This is a genomic window from Paenibacillus xylanilyticus (assembly GCF_013359935.1).
In the GTDB taxonomy this organism is placed as follows: Bacteria; Bacillota; Bacilli; order Paenibacillales; family Paenibacillaceae; genus Paenibacillus; species Paenibacillus xylanilyticus.
Window position 1 is genome coordinate 272,877 of record NZ_JABMCB010000192.1, and the last position, 18,220, is coordinate 291,096.

An 18,220-nucleotide genomic window follows, 5' to 3' on the forward strand; every position below is an offset into this window, starting at 1 on the left:
TCAATGTCACGTTCATTATACGATAAGCGGGGACTGGAACCCACTCCTTGTAAAAAAACAACAAAATAGCTGCCGAAACATTCGGCAGCCAAATGGTTAAACCCTTGGTAAAGTTCTGTAAAAGTTCCTGCGCTCTCGTATTATGGCGCTTTTGGTTACAGGCGGACTGTCGAATTACTGGATCAAATCCACTGCACCTTGTGGTACAAAGGCTTCGACGCCGTTATATACGATTACGCCTTCCAGCTCAGTCTTTTTTCCGTTAACCAATGCGATATTTTTATAGATATGCAGTTCGAGCTTCGTGCTGCCTTTCGTTACTAGAATCTTCGGATTTTTGTTGTCTTTCAGATCCAGCTTGTAAGTTGCTCCTTTGGCTGTAAATGCTTGTTTGGCAGGAACAAATAATTGTTTGCTCACGCTGTCCAGATCCAGGTCCAGTACGCGTGCCATGTATTTAGCCACATCCGTGTTGTCGATCACGCCGAATGGACGGTCATTGTTCGGAGCATACGTATACAGCACCACATCTCCGCCTGTATGACCACCCGTCGTCCAGCCGATGCCCGCACGTTTGCTGATCATTGGCCCGATCGCGTAGTTAAGGCTGCCTGGCTCGGCTGCTTTGATTGTAGCGATCTCTTCGGAAGTCAGATCAGAAATGCCATAGTATTGTTTCATGACTGCTTTGATGTTGGTGCGTTTGGCATTCAGCTTCGCTTCCACGCCTTCACCTGTCAGCTTGGCCTTTTTCAACGGTCCGATAAATGTGGATAACGGTTCTTTGTCATAGGTTCCAGTTGTTGCATTATTACCAATGGTAAGTCCGCCGTTACCATGGTCAGTCACAGCCACAACAGCGGTCTCTCCATCTGCTTTGGCGAAATCCATCGCTGCTTTTACAGCATCATCAAATGCCAGTACGTCACTGATAATTCCAATCGGATCGTTGGCATGAGCCGCCCAGTCCACTTTGCTGCCTTCTACCATCAGGAAGAAGCCGTCTTCATCTTTGGACAGGACTTCAATGGCTTTGGATGTCATTTCAGCAAGGCTTGGCTGTTTCGCGGGATCGCGATCCATGTCATAGGACATGCCCGCAGGTGCGAACATTCCCCAGAGCTTGCCGGAGTCCGAAGCTTTCATTGCAGCCGGTGTTGTTACGTAATCGTAACCCAGTGCCTTGATGGAAGAGACCAGATTCTCGCCGTCTTGGCGGCCCGCTGGCTCCAGGTAACGGCTTCCCCCGCCCAAAACAACGTCCATACCGTTATATACTTGCTGTTTGCTGAGTGCATCGTAATTTTTGCGGTCCGGATAGTGAGCGGAGAAGTCGGCCGGTGTAGCGTGCATGATTTCGGAGGTAGCGATAATGCCGGTTGCCTTACCTGCCAGTTTGGATGCTTCCAGAACGGAAGCGATCGGTTTTTTTTCATCTCCAGGAGCGATGGCCTTTTGTCCAGGCATGGTTGCCTTATCCGGCAGTACGCCAACATATCCTGTATGTGATTTATAACCTGTAGCAAAAGCCGTTCCGGCAGGAGCCGAGTCCGCAATCGGCGCATCCGCGGAGTGTGTGCGAACCATACCGCTGGCCATGGAATCCAAAGTCAGGGAAGACCCTTTGTACCAGCGAGCAAGTGCAGTCGCATCGTTAGCCATGCCGTCCGGGATCAGGATAATGACATTTTTGATCGGTGATGCTGATGCAGATGTGGCGGTGTCTTCCACAGCCCACGCAGCACTGCTTCCTCCCAGCGTAGCTGTAACAACTGTCGTAACCGCAAGCATCATTTTGGCTGCACGGGCATTGAACCGGTTTAACATGAATGCATCCTCCTAGAAAATATGTATAGTTTGGTATCCAAGATCCAGTGTATACAACAATTGCTAAACGAGCGTAAGGAATGGATTAACTAAATGTAAAATTTACGATTAAATTGTATAATCAAAAATGAGAGGATGTTAGCCCTTTTGGACGAAGGATTCTGAATTCCATAAAGACCCCCAGTGGCTGTGGGAAACTGAAAGAGTTGAGGGAGGAGTAAAGGATATGATCGACATTATTGCGCTTCGCAGAGAGCTGCATCAATATCCCGAACTGGGATTCACTGAATTTCGCACCGCCACCAAAGTTGTACTGATGTTAACGGCGTTAGGTTACCGTGTCACGTATGGAAAAGATGCCATTGATGACATGTCCCGGCGGGGGCTGCCCCAACCGGAAGTGCTGGAGGATGCCTACCAGCGAGCGATCCGCGAGGGGGCAGATCCGGCCATAGTGGAGCACATGCGTGGTGGATTCACGGCTGTTGTAGCCGAGCTGGAAGGAATTCAGGAAGGACCGACAACTGCATTTCGCTTCGATATGGATGCCCTGCCGATTCGTGAAAGTGAGATGAACAAGCATACACCACAAGCCGGGGATTTCCGCTCAACCCATGAAGGAATCATGCATGCGTGTGCACATGATGGGCATACCAGTATCGGTCTTGCGCTAGCAGAACGGTTAAGCGACCGACAGTTTGCGGGGAAAGTGCGGCTGCTGTTCCAGCCTGCCGAAGAGGGAGTGCGCGGTGCATATGCCATGGTGGAAAAAGGCATGCTTGAACAGGTAGACCGCCTGTTCTGTATGCATCTGGGTACCGATGTGCCGTCCGGTCATGTCAAAGGGGCATCCGCCGGTTTCCTGGCAACGACCAAGCTGGAAGCACACTTTACGGGAGTATCCTCGCATGCGGGAGCTTCCCCTGAGGAAGGCCGAAATGCGCTGCTTGGTGCTGCAACAGCCATGCTCAATATTCATGCGCTGCCTCGGTTCAGTACAGCCGATACTCGGATTAATGTTGGAATCCTGGAAGGCGGGACCGGCGCGAACATCATCGCTGAACACGCTCGAATGGTGATCGAGACGCGTTCCACCAAGGAAGAAACGAATCTTGAACTGGAGCGACGGGTACGTCAGATCCTCGAACACAGTGCAGCCATGCATGAATTAAGTGTTACGATTGAGATTGTAGGTGGAGCCATTCCCATCCGTTGTGATATGGAACTTGCCGCACTTGCCGTGAAGCAGGCAGAGGGAATTTCCGGAATTCGGCATGCAGAAGCAATTTCGGACGGGGCTGCCCTGGGCAGCGAAGATGCCAGCTATATGATCAAACGTGTACAGGAGCAGGGCGGTCTCGCTACGTACATGATTGTTGGCAGCGATCTGCCCGCACCCCATCACCATCCGGAATTCGATATTGATGAAGCAGTCCTCGCTCCGGCGGTAGAATGGCTGGAGCGATTGGCTCGTAACGTTCAATGACGAATAACATGTGGGGGGGCATGATGATTCCTCATATAAACGCAGATAGCAAGAAAAGGACAAGAGAGCATCGATGCTCTCTTGTCCTTTTTAAGTTCATGTTATTCCAGTTCCATGTGCAGTTGCCTGCAGAGAACCTGAATTACTTTTTCTCAAAAAAGCTAAGTGTTCCCGTGCTCTCATCCGCACTTACAAATACGCTGCGTCCGTTAACACGGTGAATGCCTTCCGGTGACTCACCAGCTGTTGGAATCAAGCCCAGATAGGCCGGATTTACCGGGTCAGCAAGATCGAAGAACAAAATGGCATCGGCCCGTTCGGAAGCCACGGCAGCATAGGTTGTACCATCCACGGTGGATACCGTCAGATTCTCGACTTCACTGCCTTTGTTGGGACTGCGATCATCCGGGTACAAACCTGCCTTGGCGGTCGCTTCGTCAATGAGGTTTTGGCTGTCATACACACGCTTGCCCTGCAGATCCCAGACTGCGATATTGCGTCCGCCTGCTTTAATACCATTGTCGAATTCATCTTTGCCCAAGTCGCCTTCATTGGCAGTCAGCAGGTACTTGCCATCCGCAGAGAAAGCAATACCATCTGGTTCATAGCGAGCTGCCAGGCTTTCGGTGAACTGAACGATCCCGTCATCTTTCAGATCGGCTTGATGTGAAGTCGTACCAAGGGAGAACATGGAGCTGATCTGCTTTGTTTCCAGATCGATGATGGCAATGACGTTGTTCTCCTGTAATGTAACAGCCGCTGTTTTGCTGTCCGGGCTAATAGCGACATACTCCGGCTGCGGATCATGCGGATAGCTTGCTCCGTTCACATCTTCCAGGGATACAGGGAGGCTGGTTACCTCTCCTTCAAGTACGTTTCCGCCAGCAAAAGAGACAATCATGATGCTGCCTGGACGTTTTGCATTGGGGTAATCAATCTCATCCGCAGCTTTGTTAAGCTCCTCATCCTCAATGGCAATCACAGCGTGTAATCCATCCGGGGATAATGCGATGGAGTCTGGTCCAATGCCAAGTTCGTAGGTCTTCACTGTTTTATAGGTGGTAAGGTCAACAATCGCCAGCAATCCCTTGTTCGCTTCCGTATCTGTATCACCTGTACGAATAACGGCCAGGCCGTATTTGCCATCCTTGGATACGGTTACGCTGGTAACCTCCGCTTTGGCAGAGAGGTCATGGAAGCTAACGGTTTTCAGAACGTTTACGTTATTCAGATCAGCAATATCCAGAACGGAAATGCTGCCATTGTCGGCCTCGGTTACGAGCAAACGCTGGCCATCCGGAGTGGAAGCAGCAATTTCAGCTTTGCCACTTGGCATCTGGAAAGCCGCTGTCTGTTCAAAACCGGTTTTATTTTGGGTCAGAATCACTTGATCCGTAATCAACTTCAATGTTTGTGGAGATACATAAGTTGTTCCTTTGGTCACATAACTTTTGCTGTCCAGTGGAGTTTGCACACCGTTAATGGTAGCTGTGGCTGTTCCGACCGGAAGCTGCACCCGGATCTCTCCCAACTGGATGTCCGCACTTCGGGTGCTGCTGTCCCATGTAATGGTTCCCTGCATATTTTGGATGGCTGTTCGCAGTACGATATGATCATTCGCAGATTCCGTAGTGCTGGCCGCATTGACCATCGATGTATAGCTGGTTGCCCCTGCGCCAAGTATGGCAGTCATGGACAAAACGGCGAGCCATTGATTTCTCTTTTTCACAGTTCCAGATCCCCTTTACCGTTTCATGGTTGATGGTATGTACAATTGTTTCAGTATAGGGCCGAATTGTTAAGCTGAAGTAAGCGAAGTAGAGCGTTTGTGTAAAACATGTGGGTCATCCAAGCTCCAATGCAAAAAAAAAAGCCTATGGCAGAGATATGCTCTGTCAATAGGCTATGCTGTGTAATGGTTCCGTAGCAATACGGAACGTTACTCTGGATTAGAACCAACGGCTCAGGTCCGGATAACCGGTGGTTGCCCAAGCCCCATCCACGATCAGGCTGGAACCGGACACATATCCTGCATCCTCACTTGCGAGGAACAGGGCAGGTCCCGTCATTTCTTCCGGCTGTGCCGCGCGCTTCATTGGAATCCGCTCCATATAGGCTTCTTTGATATCTGCATTGGAGAGCAGTTCGGCAGTTAGCGGGGTATCGATGAGGCCGGGAAGAATGGCATTCACGCGGATACCGTTACGAGCCATTTCAAGTGCTCCGTTCTTGGTGAGCATTTCGACGCCAGCTTTGGCAGAGGCATAGGCCGATCCGGCATACATGGGTACCTGAGAGTTGAGGGAAGCCACGTTTACAATGGCTCCGCCACCATGTTTAGCTATCTCAATGGCTTCATGTTTCATGCTCAGGAAGACACCTTTCATACACAAATCCACGGTAAAGTCCCAATCTTTCTCGGAGAGTTCAGTGATTACGCCTGCACGTGAGGCTCCTGCCACATTAATGGCCAGATCGAGTTTTCCGAATTGTTTGACTGCCGCACCGACCATTTCTTCCACATCATTTTCAACGGTCACATTGGCTTTAACGCCGATAAAACGTTCCCCGAGTTCGCCCTGGATGATTTCCAGACGCTCCATATTCAAATCAGCGGCAAGTACAGAAGCCCCTTCTTGGACAAGTCGTCTCGCAATGGCATAACCGATACCGGATGCTGCACCTGTAACAATCGCCACTTTACCTGCAAATCGATTTTCAAATGTATTCATATGTAACACTCCTTCGTCTTATAAGAATAATGGTTTCGCTTACATTCATCTTCAATTCAAAGTATACTTAATTTTATGGTTCATGTATATTTAAGAAAAATACACTTGGCTTAAATTAAATTAATGTAAGAGGGTAGAGGTTTTCTATGAATCTGGAACAAATGATGTATGTGCTTGAAGTTGAAAAGACAAAATCAATCACAATCGCTGCTTTGGCCTTGTCGGTTACGCAATCCACCATCAGTCAGGCGATAACTCGTCTGGAGCATGAGCTGGGCATGCAGTTATTCAGCCGTTCCCGTAATGGTGCATATCTTCTGGAACACGCCAAGCCCATTTTGGACAAAATGAGATCTGTCGTGGATACGGTGCAAACCATCAAGGAGGATGCCCAGTATATCGGGGAATCGATCCATGGAGAGCTGCGATTGTCTGCCATACCTGGAGGAGTCCCGGGCATTATACCTACCATCGCGAGTATGAAAAAACGGTATCCGGATCTGAAATTTGAGCTATCCGAAAGTGCTGCGCGCAATATTATCAAAGATGTACGTCACAAACAAGTTGATCTCGGTCTAATCGCCTTGTACAGAGATGATATGGAGCAGCATCTGGAAGGACTCCGCTTTGTTCCGATTGATGAAGGGGTTATGCGTGCATGTGTAAATCATACCAATCGCTTGGCAGGCAGGAAATCGATCACGATGCGTGAGTTGAAAAATGAGACACTTGTGTTATTTAATGATGAACTTGTGGACCTGTTTGTGGGAGAACTCTCACAGGCGGTGGGAGAGGTGGATGTATTGTTTCGAACGAATAATTCCGAAGTTGTTTATGCGGCTCTGGCCCAATTAGATGCTGTGACGATTGGTCATGAATACTCGTTCACACACGACAGAAGTGTTCTGCACCATGACTTCTCCATCCTTGAGATTGAAGGTGTGCAGCGTGTCATTTCCATTGGTTGGGTTATGAGGGAGAGTAAATCTTCCAATCTCATTATCAGGCGTTTTTTGGATCGTTTTCAATATGAAGGGTAACATACACAACAATAGTCAGTAAAAGTCAGAAGGTCAAAAAAGGTCGAAATAAAAGAAAATAGGATCTATTTTGGAACAACAAGTTCTCGTGAGAAAAAATCGTCTGTTTTCAGCTTTTACGCATTTTGAGCATTTTCAACAAGGGGAATATAATAATTCATGTAAGGCAGCAACAAACCAATCACATATAAGGAGATGATGTTTATGTTTGATCTGATCCCGTTTCGTAAACGAAATGAAGACTTGTTCGGACACATGCTGAAATCCTTCAATGATATGGTTGACAGTTCATGGGTTTCTCCCTTTGGAACCGGCAGCCAGCCATTCCGGACGGATATCCGTGAGGAGGACGACAAGTACTTGATCGAGGCCGAGCTTCCAGGCATCGCCAAGCAAGATATCGATATTCAGGTTCAGGGCAATGAATTGATCATCCGTGCCAAACGCAATGAATTCCATGAACAGAAGGATGATTCCAATCGAATCATTCGGCAGGAGCGCCGATCAGGTGCATTCCTTCGACGTTTCTATGTGGAACAGATTGATGAGGAGCACATCAAGGCCAGATTGGAAGACGGCGTGCTGAAGCTTGAAATTCCAAAACGCCCAGGGGATGATCATACCCGCAGACGTATTCAGATTGACTAATCATTGCAAGTACAGTCTTAAATAGCTTTCCCTCACGGCAGCCAGCATGGAGCAGACATCCGGCCGATGTTTCCTCCATGCCATCCCATGGGGGATTTATTACATATTGGATTCTTTTATGATCTCTCTGCCGCAGCCTGCATGAGTTTATAGATCTGACGGGTCGTATTGACGTTTCTAACCGTCATATATTTGTAGATGGAGGAGCCCACGAGTTTGTTCATTCCGCTTTTGGTGGCATCTTCTCTGCTGACCGAATATAAAATGGCTCCTGTAACGTAAATCAATGTACCGACTTCGGGTTTGAGGGGCAGCTTGTCCAGAACCGAGACGTCGTTCACCTCATCCCAGAGAAACATGACATCACTCTTTGCCTGCTCATCATTGGTCCATTCCTCTGGCAGGGCCTGAAGCACGGTCTGCATTTCATCCATATTGCGCACCACAACCCGGATCTGCAATCCGAAGTCTGCGGCAATGGCTTGTTCGAGCATCTGGGATATCTCAACATTGGCATTGGGACGTTCCTGATGGTCGGCAAATATGATGTTGCCCGAATTAATGTAAGTCACAACATCCAGCATGCCAGCTTGTTCGAACGTTTCTTTTAACTGCTTCATATTAATTTTATTGTTCCCGCCTACATTAATGCCCCGAAGCAAAGCAACATAAATCATGATCGTCCCCCGTTTACAAAAAGTAAATTATATTTAGAATGTTACACATCGATCCAATTCCATACCGATCTTCCGATCATTAATATTCTATATTTCAGCAGTTTAACGAAGGGATAAATACTCGAATAAATGTTTCATATGCACCTCGCCCAGCAGATTATTCAATAAAGGTTCGACATGCTCCACATATTCGGGCTTGGTTTCATAGGTTTCCTCATCCTTTACTTCTCCGCCATAAGTGCGAGCTGCTTCAATCAGGATGGCGAGTGCAGTGAACAAGTCGGACAACGAATCCGCGATACACTTGGGTTCTCCACCTTCAAAGGCAGCATAGACGGGTGAGTTCGGTGCGCTCGTATCCACGATCAATGGATCATCATTGAAATTCGCAATAACAACATGACTTGTTATCCAGGAGGGAGATTCCTCATATGGCTCATGCATGCCGATCCAGCGGTAGCCCTGCTGCTGGCGGTGCAGGTGTTCAGGTGCAACAAAGGATAACAGGGCAGCATCACCAATTTCCACAGCCGCATTTTTCATTTTGAGTGTTCCTTCAGCATTTGCATCTCTCATCTCATAATGGGTGTACAAATACAGAAGCTCAGGTGAGAGTGGTATCCGCTTGTCCACTTCGGGTGGGTAAGGTTGTTGGCGAGGGCGCAGATCATGTTGTTTGAAAAGTCCGTAAGCTTCATTGTACAAATCCTGCTGTTCAACAAACCGCTCTAAGGCAGCGTTCAGTTTATGCATGGGTTTAATTCCTCCAGAAGGTGTGAATGTCATGCCTATGTATGTGATCCAGTTATCCTAAGAATTATAATATATCAAAATGGGAAAAGCTTACACCCTGTTGTTGACTTACTTCAGGCATACCGGAAAAAATAAAATTTAATGTGTTTACATCCTTTCATGAACATGCTAAATGCGACTTTATCTCCGAGGGGGATTCCCCGTCCTTCTTCTACCTGATTGATAACTGCGGAGTATGGAAGACCCTTCCTTCGGCGGCTGGGGTGGTCGATTCGGTGCCGTGAATGACAAGCTGTTTAGAAATAATGTGCTGGATTACGATCCTTATACGAAACGATATGAGGCCGAGTATTCCTTAAGGTATTGCTCATAGAAAGTTAAATAGCCTGTGCAGTTAAGCACAGACTCTTATTTTCTAGGATGTAAGGTTGGTTGTCTCATATGGACTCTTTAATGTTATCGGGGTGCAAGGTGGCCATATCCTTCTGCGGGCGATCCGGGCTGGAGGTTGAAGTCTTCGCCGGGCTCATCCATAAAGGCCGGGTTCACATACTGTGATTGAGCGTCATTACCAGAGTCCTTGATGTAGGCTGAGAAGCCGGAGTATCCTTTGTTTTTCCAGACCCACAGGGCATCTTCCTCTGAGATCGGGGTGTAGTACACATTTTGGTCAATTACATTCCCTGAATTGCTATTGTATTCATTGTAGATCAGGACGCCGGAACTGCCGGATACAACAATGTTGTGTGTAAACGTATTATTCTTCGTCATGGCCTGCACGAATAGCTGACCATTGCCTGCACCCAGGGTGTCATTCTTAAATAGTGTATTATACATAATCGTACTATGTTCAGTAGATCCTCGTTCCTCGTCATATCCTCCCATAGCAATGCCTGTCAGCCTGTTGTGATAGACCAGGTTATCCTGCAGCGTAATGCTGCTTGTCGAACGTCCCGCATGTTCTGATGCGATTTCTATCCCTATATCGTTGCGGTAGACCCGGTTCTGATCAATGATATGAGCTGTACCTCCATCTACATAGATGGCCCCAGCCGAATTACTGCCGTTCGGGAGGCTTGTTCCATAGGAAGGATTGAGATTGGAAGATATGTCGTAGACCTCGTTTCCCCGTACGATTCCATTGCGGGCCTGATCATACGTGTCGTCCTCAGAAGTACCCTCGTACCCAATCAGATCGATGCCGATGTTGTCCGAATCATGGATTGTATTATCCAATATGGAAAAGGTATCGACATTACCGTTAACAGCGAGTGACTCGCTTGAACCCAGCACGAGATCATACAATTCATTATCCTGGATCAGGATATTCCGCAATGCAACGGGGTGTTCGGTGCCATAAACGGCAATGCCGTGCGCATCCCTGCCGGTTAAATCAGGTCCTTCCGGCTGTACATTGCTCGCGATAGCGTGTACGGTGTTACCCGCGATTTGAATGTGTTCTCCTGCCCCATGCACGTAAATTCCTGTGGGTACCTGGTCTCCAATGGTAGTGGTGAAGTTGCGGATTTCGAAATTTTGGATCGTGACATAACTGGCATTCTCAAGTTCGATCAATCCTTCAATTCCACTTACAGACAGACCTGTACCATCAATAATGGCTTTTTCTCCAGGGTAGCTGGAAAAGACGGTAGGATCATCGGCGGAATGACCGTTCCGGGTGATTTTGAGTTTCTGGCGATACACACCCTCCCGCAAATAAACCGTACTTCCTGGCGTAACTTGATCCGCAGCATGCTGCATTGTTTTCCAGGGGGAGTGGATGGTCCCGCTGTTCGTATCGTCACCCTTGGGTGATATGTAATAGACTTCCTCATGATCGGATAGCTCAGTCGGAACGGGATTTGGTATGGATGAAGCCTGACCCTGGCAACCCGCTGCCAGCAGCGTCAGAGCCAGAAAACAAAATAAGACTGAACGAAGCAAAGTGTTTCCTCCTTATGAATAGCTGTGAAGTTTTGATTATAACAGATTTGAATGGTGAAATAAGCCATGATATGCTCATAGAAAGGTAGAATTCGCACGTGTAATGGAGGGTTACCCCGAGATGGGGAGTACCCGATTCTTGTCGCTCATTCCGGAAATCTGGGATATGAGGATTGCGCACATATGGCAGATTCGTTGCTTGAATTATGCAGGGGAACGGATGAGATTGAATTGTAGTTTGATCGGGGAGCGAAACAGATATCAGCACGGATCTGGACAGCGGGAACGGTGAAGTGGTGAAGGGTTACGGTGGCCTAAATGGACAAACAAAAGAGATGATAGGGATGGATGATGGATCCATATCCCGAAAGGAGAAGGACTTTGCATACATTATCTGCAGAAGAATTAGTTGATCGGGAGAATCACGCTTGGGAGGAATTAAAGGAGCTGTTGGACAGCGGACAAAATACATACGTGTACGTTCCTGCGCAGCGCAAGGATGCGGAAGATACGCTTTATCGTCTTCAAGTGAGCACCAGATCCTACCTGGGAGCCGTTGCTTATGAGACAGAAGGCATTGTGCTGGATCATGGATGGATCACGCTGCTGGGTGCAGGCGGAGAGAGCATATTTGGGAGTCTAACCAGCTGGAATGGTGTGAGCGACAAGCCCTGCGTACAGGCCTTGGAGGGCATGATGGTGGTTGCCTACGATGTGGCAGGCGGATTTTTCGCACTGGATACAGGCAAGTTTGGTCGTACTGGAGAGGTATACTATTTTGCACCGGATACACTGGAATGGGAATCGACGGAGCTTGCTTATTCGGGGTTTATAAACTGGCTGGCGAATGGCAATCTGGAACAGTTTTATCAGACCTTTCGCTGGAACGGATGGCAGAATGATCTGACGCAGATTCAAAGAGGACAAGTATTTGCCTATTACCCACCCCTTTGGACGCAAGAAGGCGGAGGGGAGAGCAGCAGCAAGGCACCTATTGCGGTGGAGGAAGCCTGGAAGGCTGCACTGGATGGGAAATAGTATGGGATACGAATTCCAAGGCTTGAATTAAACGGGGAAATTGAACGTACCTAAGCGGAAAAATAGCCTGCACTGTGTGCAGGCTGTTTGTGTGTTCTTTTTAGTTTAATTGATGATTCGAAAGCGTTGCATTACTTAGCCGCACTACCCTGTACAGCCCCGGAATGGGAAGTTTTGCTATGCCAAACCACGATAACAAGCGAAACCAGACAAATCAGGAGCAGGCATCCATATACAATATGATAGGCTTCTTCTACCGGGACGCCCGGAATACTGTGTAACAGCAGTCCGCAGACGGCTACGGACATCGAACCGCCGAAGAACTGAATCAACTGAAGCATGCCCATCCCTGATCCGATCTGCGCTTTGGGAAGGATGCGTGACGTTTCGTTATTCAGTGAAGCTATGGAGGCTGAAAGTGCAGGTGAGAAAAAGAGATAACCACCGGTAATGATCAGAGCAGACTGACTCAGTCCCAGCATAAACAGCGTGAGTACACCTGCAAGCAGCACATGTCCAATCATCAGAAAACGCATATTGCCGTAACGGTCAATCCAGCGCCCCACGAAACGGGTGCAGAAGGCCGCGACAATGGCTCCCGGGGCTATGAGCAAACCAATCGTGAGCGAAGAGCGTCCGAACAGATCGGCCAGAACAAGCGGCATCAGGAACAGATTGCCGAGATTGACCACCAGAACACAGAAGCCGATCACAATTAACCGGGTATACCCCGGCGTTCGGAACACATCCGGATTGACAAATGGAAGGCTTGCTTTGCGGATATACACGATATGCACCACAAGAGATAGGACACCGATGGCAAACCAGATCCAGGATTGCTGGGTAATCGCGACCAGAAGTGTGATTGCATTAATAACTGTCAACACTGCACCGATCATATCGAAGGTGTTGTCTGGATTGGCCGTTTCACGCGGGAGAAAATAGAGCAATACAGGCAGGGCAAACAGGACCAGCACCGTAATCGCAAAAAGTCCATTCCATCCCCAGTATTCGCTGATGACTCCGCCGACAATAGGGCCTAGCCCAAAAGCCATGGCACTTCCTGAAGAAATCAGGGCAATGGCGGCTCCGCGTCGTTCCAGCGGGATGTAACGGCTGGCGATGACAAGACCCAATCCGGCCATAACCCCGGCACCTGCGGATTGCAAAATGCGTGTCAGCAGCAGGATGGCAAAGCTATGCGCAAATAATCCGAGTAACGAAGACAAGCCCAGAATCAGCAGTCCAATCGTCAGCAGTTTGCGCACCGGGACCCGGTCGGATAGTCGACTGAATATTACGGTCGACAAAGCGTACCCGATCGAATAACTTGAGATGACCCAGGAGCCCAGATCAGAAGTAATGTGGAGATCGTTAATAATGACGGGCAGGGATACATTAAACATGGTGGTGTTCATTACAACAATGAACAGACAGCATGTCCAGAGAGGCATTACAATTTTATCTTTCACGTTACCATTCCTGTCTATGGATTCAGTTGAGCTATAATGAAAATCAATAAACCATTTTACGCTCAATCTGTACATATGGCAATAATGTCATAAAATTTGATCGATCTCTGAATTGACAAGAATGATGACGATTGTCCTGTTACAGACCAATACTTATAGCAAAAGGCACCCGTGTTAGGGGCGCCTTGTTGAGCATTTTGCATAAATCCAAACAGCAACTTCCAATCACCAATATATGAATCTTCTTCTTACGATGCAGTGACCGTTTTGCCGCGGTTGCGAATCCATTTGATGACGTCCATCAGAATGACGGCGAGGAGAGCAAGTCCTCCTGCAATCAGGAATTCGTTCCAGCCAAACGTATCCGGAATGGCGAAGATCCCACGCACACCCGGAATCAATGTGATTCCGTAGAGACAGAGACAAACCAGGATCGAGCCAAGAACCAATTTATTGGTGGTGAATCCTACCTGGAAAATGGTCTGAGTGTTGGAACGCGCTGCAAAGGTTTGCAGACTCCGTGCCAGAATCAGGGTCGTAAAGGCCATCGCTACACTCATTTCCTCAGAGATGCCAAGCCCGATATATTGAGACACAATAACTGCCGCACCAATCAGTACACCACGTGTAATGACGGCTTGAAGGGTACCCCCGGCAAAGATCCCTTCATTGATATCACGCGGTTTGCGCCGCATAACATCCGGTTCAGCTTTTTCTGTTCCTAGTGCAATGGCAGGCAGGGAGTCATTGACCAAGTTGATGAAGAGCAGCTGTAATGCCGTAAACGGATTAACCCAACCGATGACGAGTGCAAACAAAATGGCGATAATTGCCCCGAGGTTACCGGCAAACAGGTATGCTATGGCTTTTTTGATATTATCAAATACCATACGGCCCACACTGACTGCGTTAACGATGGATACAAAGTTATCATCCGTCAGAATCATGGCTGCCGCATCTTTGGCGACGTCTGTTCCGCTGCCCATCGCTACACCGATGTCGGCCTGCTTCAGTGCAGGAGCGTCATTGACGCCGTCTCCGGTCATGGCTGCAATTTTACCCTTGCGCTGCCATGCGCGCACGATTCGGATTTTATTTTCAGGGGATACCCGGGCATATACCGAGATGTGTTCGAGCTGTCGATCTAGCTCTTCATCCGACATTTTATCCAGCTCGGCGCCGGTAATGGCCAGGTCATCAGGTCCGGCAAGTCCAATATCCCGTCCAATTGCCTGGGCTGTTGTTTTGTGATCCCCTGTGATCATGATCGTGCGAATGCCGGCCTTCATGGACTCTTCAATGGAGCCGTATACAGCTTCACGCGGCGGATCGATCATGGCTGTCAGTCCAACGAGGATCAAATCATATTCGTCCTCGGGTGTGACCTGTTTTTTGTCATCAAACCTTTTGTAAGCATACGCCAGTACGCGGAAGGCCCGCTTGGAAAAGGCTTCGTTTTTCTCTTCAAATTGTGTACGAATTTCAGGTGTAAGCGGCTGAACCTCTCCGTTCATGAACACATGAGTACACCTGCTAAATAACACATCCGGGCCACCTTTGGTCAGCAAAGCTGTCTGTCCCTCAAACGTATGCACCGTACTCATCAGTTTCCGATCTGAGTCAAAAGGAAGCTCCGCTTCCCGCGGGAACTGGTCCCGGATTTCGTTATAGTCCTTGTTCACACGGTTACTGAAGGCAATGAGAGCGACCTCGGTGGGATCACCCAGTTCCTTGCCTTCCTGATTAATATTCGAATCATTGCAGAGCACTGCAATATGTAACAAACGTCGTTCCTCTTCAGACCACTGATCGGGGTCGTCGGGGAATTCCTCTTTGGTGCCATGGGGGATATAATAATCCACAACCGTCATCTTGTTTTGAGTAAGAGTCCCTGTTTTGTCTGTGCAGATAATGCTGGCAGAACCGAGTGCCTCCACGGCAGGCAAACGGCGTATAATGGCATGCTGCTTGGCCATTTTATTCGTTCCCAGTGACAGCACAATCGTCACAATGGAGGAGAGGGCTTCAGGAATGGCGGCGACCGCGACAGCAACGGCAAACATCAGAGCATTGATGATCGAAGGACCCAAGTTGTCCGTGCCTTCCGTTAACCAGACACGTCCTGCCTCAATGGCAAAAATAAGAATGGACAGACCCAGGATGAAGAAGCCCAGTTTTTTGCTGAAGGCTTCCAATTTGCGCTGCAGCGGAGTTTCTTTGGCTTCTGCATTTTCAATCAGTTCGGCGATTTTGCCTATTTCGGTTTTTAACGCGGTGCCGGTAATTACTAGAGTGCCCCGCCCATATACAACCAGTGAGCCGCTGAAGGCCATATTGCGCCGGTCACCGATGGGAGCTTCCTCCGGAATGGCATCCGCATGTTTTTCCGCTGCTTCGGATTCCCCGGTGAGCATGCCTTCATTGATTCTCAGGCTTCCGGATTCCAAAATGCGACCGTCTGCCGGCACGTAATCCCCCGCATCCAATAAAACGATATCGCCGGGAACAAGCTCCCTGGCCGGAATGGTCTTTTTCTCGCCATCACGGATCACTTTGGCTTCAGGCGCAGACATCTGCCTTAGGGCGTCGAGTGAGCTTTCCGCTTTTTTGGTTTGTACGACACTGATCACGGCATTCAACAGGATGACCAAAAAGATGATTAGTGATTCAATCAGATGTCCTAGTACAACCTGTACACCTGCTGCAATGAGCAGCACGATGACCATGGGATCTTTAAAGTTTTCGAGAAACAGCTTCCAAACAGGTGTTGCATTTTTACCTTTTAATTCGTTATATCCTTCTGTCTCAAGTCTTTTTGCAGCTTCGGAGGCAGTGAGTCCCTTCGCGGAACTATCCAACTCTTGAAGTGTCTCCTCTGCACTGTGTCTATAGTGTTGCAATTGACCAGCTCCTTGATTAAATGGATTTCTTCTGTGTATTACCCTTACGGGCAAAATATAGAATCGTTTCATTTCCATATTTTTTATGTTCACAGTATTTTTCATAAGGAGCTTAGATATGCCTCATTTTTAATTTTATTATTTTTAGTAATGCACAGAAATAATACGCATCACTGAAATGTTTATGGACCACGCCAGCGAGTCTGACAAATCAGATTGTTCTGGAGTGAAGATTAGAGGTTCATATGGTTTGTGAATTTTAAAATAAAGTGTGAAATGTTAGAACTGTGTCCGTCATCACACTTGGTCTCCCGAGGGTTTGTTACGCTATTACCAGCGAATCATTCAGAAACAGGTGTGGGAGGAATGGATATGTTTTGTTATCAGTGTGAACAGACACCAAGTGGCGGGTGTACCGTTGTCGGGGTCTGTGGTAAAAATGAAACCGTGGCCAGTCTGCAGGATACCATGATTTTTGCGTTAAAAGGCATAGCCGCTTATGCGACACATGCACGGCAGCTTGGATATCATGATCCGGAAGTGGATCGAATTACACATGAAGCCCTGTACATGACATTGACCAATTCGAATTTTAATGTTCAGGAACATCTGGATATGGCCATGCAAGTGGGAAACGCAGCGATCCGAATCATGGATGTGCTGGACCGGGCACACACGGAGAGATTTGGTATTCCAGAGCCCATCACCGTCACACAGAACCAGATTGAGGGACAATGCATTGTAGTGACTGGACACAATTTGTATGCACTGGAAGAGCTGCTTCGCCAGACAGAAGGGAAGGGTATCAATGTGTATACTCATTCCGAGATGCTGCCTGCTCATGGTTATCCGGCACTCAAGAAATATGCTCATCTGAAAGGTAATATCGGTAAAGCCTGGTACGATCAGCGCCGATTGTTTGAACAATTCCCTGGTGCCATTCTAGCGACCACAAACTGTGTTATGCCCATCAAAGGTACATATGCCGACCGATTCTTCTCGTACGAAGTGGCCGGACTGGAGGGTGTAGCCAAGATTATAGACGATGATTTCTCGCCCCTCATTGAACGTGCATTGTCGTTGCCTGCGGCTGATATACAGTCCGAGCAGGTATTAACGACCGGATACCACCATGAGACTGTCATTGGACTGGCGCCAGAGATTATACAGGCTGTGAAAGACGGACATATCCGTCGTTTCTTCGTCATTGCAGGCTGTGATGCACCGGGCAAAGGCGGAAACTACTATCGCGAACTGGCGACATCCCTGCCTAACGACACAGTGATTTTAACTACATCCTGCGGCAAGTTCCGCTTCAATGATGTGGACTATGGTACGGTCGGAGACACCGGTATCCCACGTTATATCGATCTGGGGCAGTGCAACAACTCTGGTTCGACTGTGAAAATTGCCCTGGCTCTCGCAGACGCTTTTGGTTGTACGGTGAATGAGCTGCCTGTCAGCATTGTGTTGTCGTGGTTTGAGCAGAAAGCGGTAGCCATCCTGCTTGGGCTGTTCAGCCTGGGCATTCAGGACATTCGTATTGGACCCAAACCGCCGGAGTTTATATCATCTGGTGTATTGGACGTATTAGTGGATTTGTTCGGACTGAAGTTGATTACAACTGCAGAGGAAGACATGAATGCCATGCTGGCATTGTCATAAGGGATTGTAAGGAGAATTAAATAAAAGGATATGGGGAG

General features: G+C 48.2%; 13 protein-coding genes and 1 pseudogene. 6 read left to right on the forward strand and 8 right to left on the reverse strand.

The features are described from left to right. Positions 1-174: 174 nt before the first annotated feature. On the reverse strand, positions 175-1,827 hold the full coding sequence (locus HP552_RS21160) for an alkaline phosphatase (RefSeq protein WP_246310993.1): 1,653 nt from the start codon (positions 1,825-1,827) through the stop codon (positions 175-177). Positions 1,828-2,053: 226 nt separating this feature from the next. Here HP552_RS21160 and HP552_RS21165 point away from each other — a divergent pair, with 226 nt between their 5' ends. Continuing rightward, positions 2,054-3,313: an amidohydrolase gene (locus tag HP552_RS21165; protein ID WP_175397367.1), complete on the forward strand. Its 1,260-nt coding sequence runs from the start codon at positions 2,054-2,056 to the stop codon at positions 3,311-3,313. 142 nt (positions 3,314-3,455) lie between these two features. Here the strand turns inward: HP552_RS21165 and HP552_RS21170 are convergent, their stop codons facing one another. Beyond that, positions 3,456-5,042: a choice-of-anchor I domain-containing protein gene (locus HP552_RS21170; protein WP_175397368.1), complete on the reverse strand. Its 1,587-nt coding sequence runs from the start codon at positions 5,040-5,042 to the stop codon at positions 3,456-3,458. Between the two features lie 220 nt (positions 5,043-5,262). Continuing rightward, positions 5,263-6,045 (reverse strand): SDR family NAD(P)-dependent oxidoreductase, encoded by a 783-nt coding sequence (locus HP552_RS21175; protein ID WP_175397369.1) that lies wholly within the window; start codon positions 6,043-6,045, stop codon positions 5,263-5,265. Between the two features lie 146 nt (positions 6,046-6,191). Between HP552_RS21175 and HP552_RS21180 the strand changes: the two genes are divergently transcribed. After that, positions 6,192-7,085 (forward strand): LysR family transcriptional regulator, encoded by an 894-nt coding sequence (locus HP552_RS21180; RefSeq protein ID WP_175397370.1) that lies wholly within the window; start codon positions 6,192-6,194, stop codon positions 7,083-7,085. A 204-nt stretch (positions 7,086-7,289) separates the two neighbouring features. Further along, positions 7,290-7,733: an Hsp20/alpha crystallin family protein gene (locus tag HP552_RS21185; RefSeq protein WP_175397371.1), complete on the forward strand. Its 444-nt coding sequence runs from the start codon at positions 7,290-7,292 to the stop codon at positions 7,731-7,733. Between the two features lie 116 nt (positions 7,734-7,849). Here the strand turns inward: HP552_RS21185 and HP552_RS21190 are convergent, their stop codons facing one another. Together HP552_RS21190 and HP552_RS21195 are read right to left on the reverse strand one after the other, a co-directional pair. Next, positions 7,850-8,410, reverse strand: a complete 561-nt coding sequence (locus HP552_RS21190) for a DUF1697 domain-containing protein (RefSeq protein WP_175397372.1) — start codon at positions 8,408-8,410, stop codon at positions 7,850-7,852. Positions 8,411-8,512: 102 nt separating this feature from the next. Then, complete coding sequence (locus HP552_RS21195; RefSeq protein WP_175397373.1) at positions 8,513-9,163, reverse strand: hypothetical protein; 651 nt, start codon at positions 9,161-9,163, stop codon at positions 8,513-8,515. Positions 9,164-9,324: 161 nt separating this feature from the next. On the opposite strand from HP552_RS21195, the pseudogene HP552_RS35630 reads away from it, so the two are divergent. After that, positions 9,325-9,521, forward strand: a pseudogene (locus tag HP552_RS35630) (nucleoside hydrolase-like domain-containing protein); the annotation flags it as partial. A 98-nt stretch (positions 9,522-9,619) separates the two neighbouring features. Here HP552_RS35630 and HP552_RS21200 read toward each other — a convergent pair. Beyond that, on the reverse strand, positions 9,620-11,107 hold the full coding sequence (locus HP552_RS21200; RefSeq protein ID WP_175397374.1) for a right-handed parallel beta-helix repeat-containing protein: 1,488 nt from the start codon (positions 11,105-11,107) through the stop codon (positions 9,620-9,622). A gap of 381 nt (positions 11,108-11,488) precedes the next feature. Between HP552_RS21200 and HP552_RS21205 the strand changes: the two genes are divergently transcribed. Continuing rightward, a complete protein-coding gene (locus tag HP552_RS21205; protein WP_175397375.1) occupies positions 11,489-12,145 on the forward strand; it encodes a DUF2625 family protein in 657 nt (218 codons plus the stop codon). Between the two features lie 131 nt (positions 12,146-12,276). Here the strand turns inward: HP552_RS21205 and HP552_RS21210 are convergent, their stop codons facing one another. Both HP552_RS21210 and HP552_RS21215 read right to left on the reverse strand, forming a co-directional pair. Beyond that, positions 12,277-13,617: an MFS transporter gene (locus tag HP552_RS21210; RefSeq protein WP_175397376.1), complete on the reverse strand. Its 1,341-nt coding sequence runs from the start codon at positions 13,615-13,617 to the stop codon at positions 12,277-12,279. Between the two features lie 248 nt (positions 13,618-13,865). Next, positions 13,866-16,517, reverse strand: coding sequence for a cation-translocating P-type ATPase (locus HP552_RS21215; protein ID WP_175397377.1), 2,652 nt, complete (start codon positions 16,515-16,517; stop codon positions 13,866-13,868). Between the two features lie 372 nt (positions 16,518-16,889). Between HP552_RS21215 and hcp the strand changes: the two genes are divergently transcribed. After that, positions 16,890-18,182 (forward strand): hydroxylamine reductase, encoded by a 1,293-nt coding sequence (gene hcp, locus HP552_RS21220; protein ID WP_175397378.1) that lies wholly within the window; start codon positions 16,890-16,892, stop codon positions 18,180-18,182. Positions 18,183-18,220: the final 38 nt, after the last annotated feature.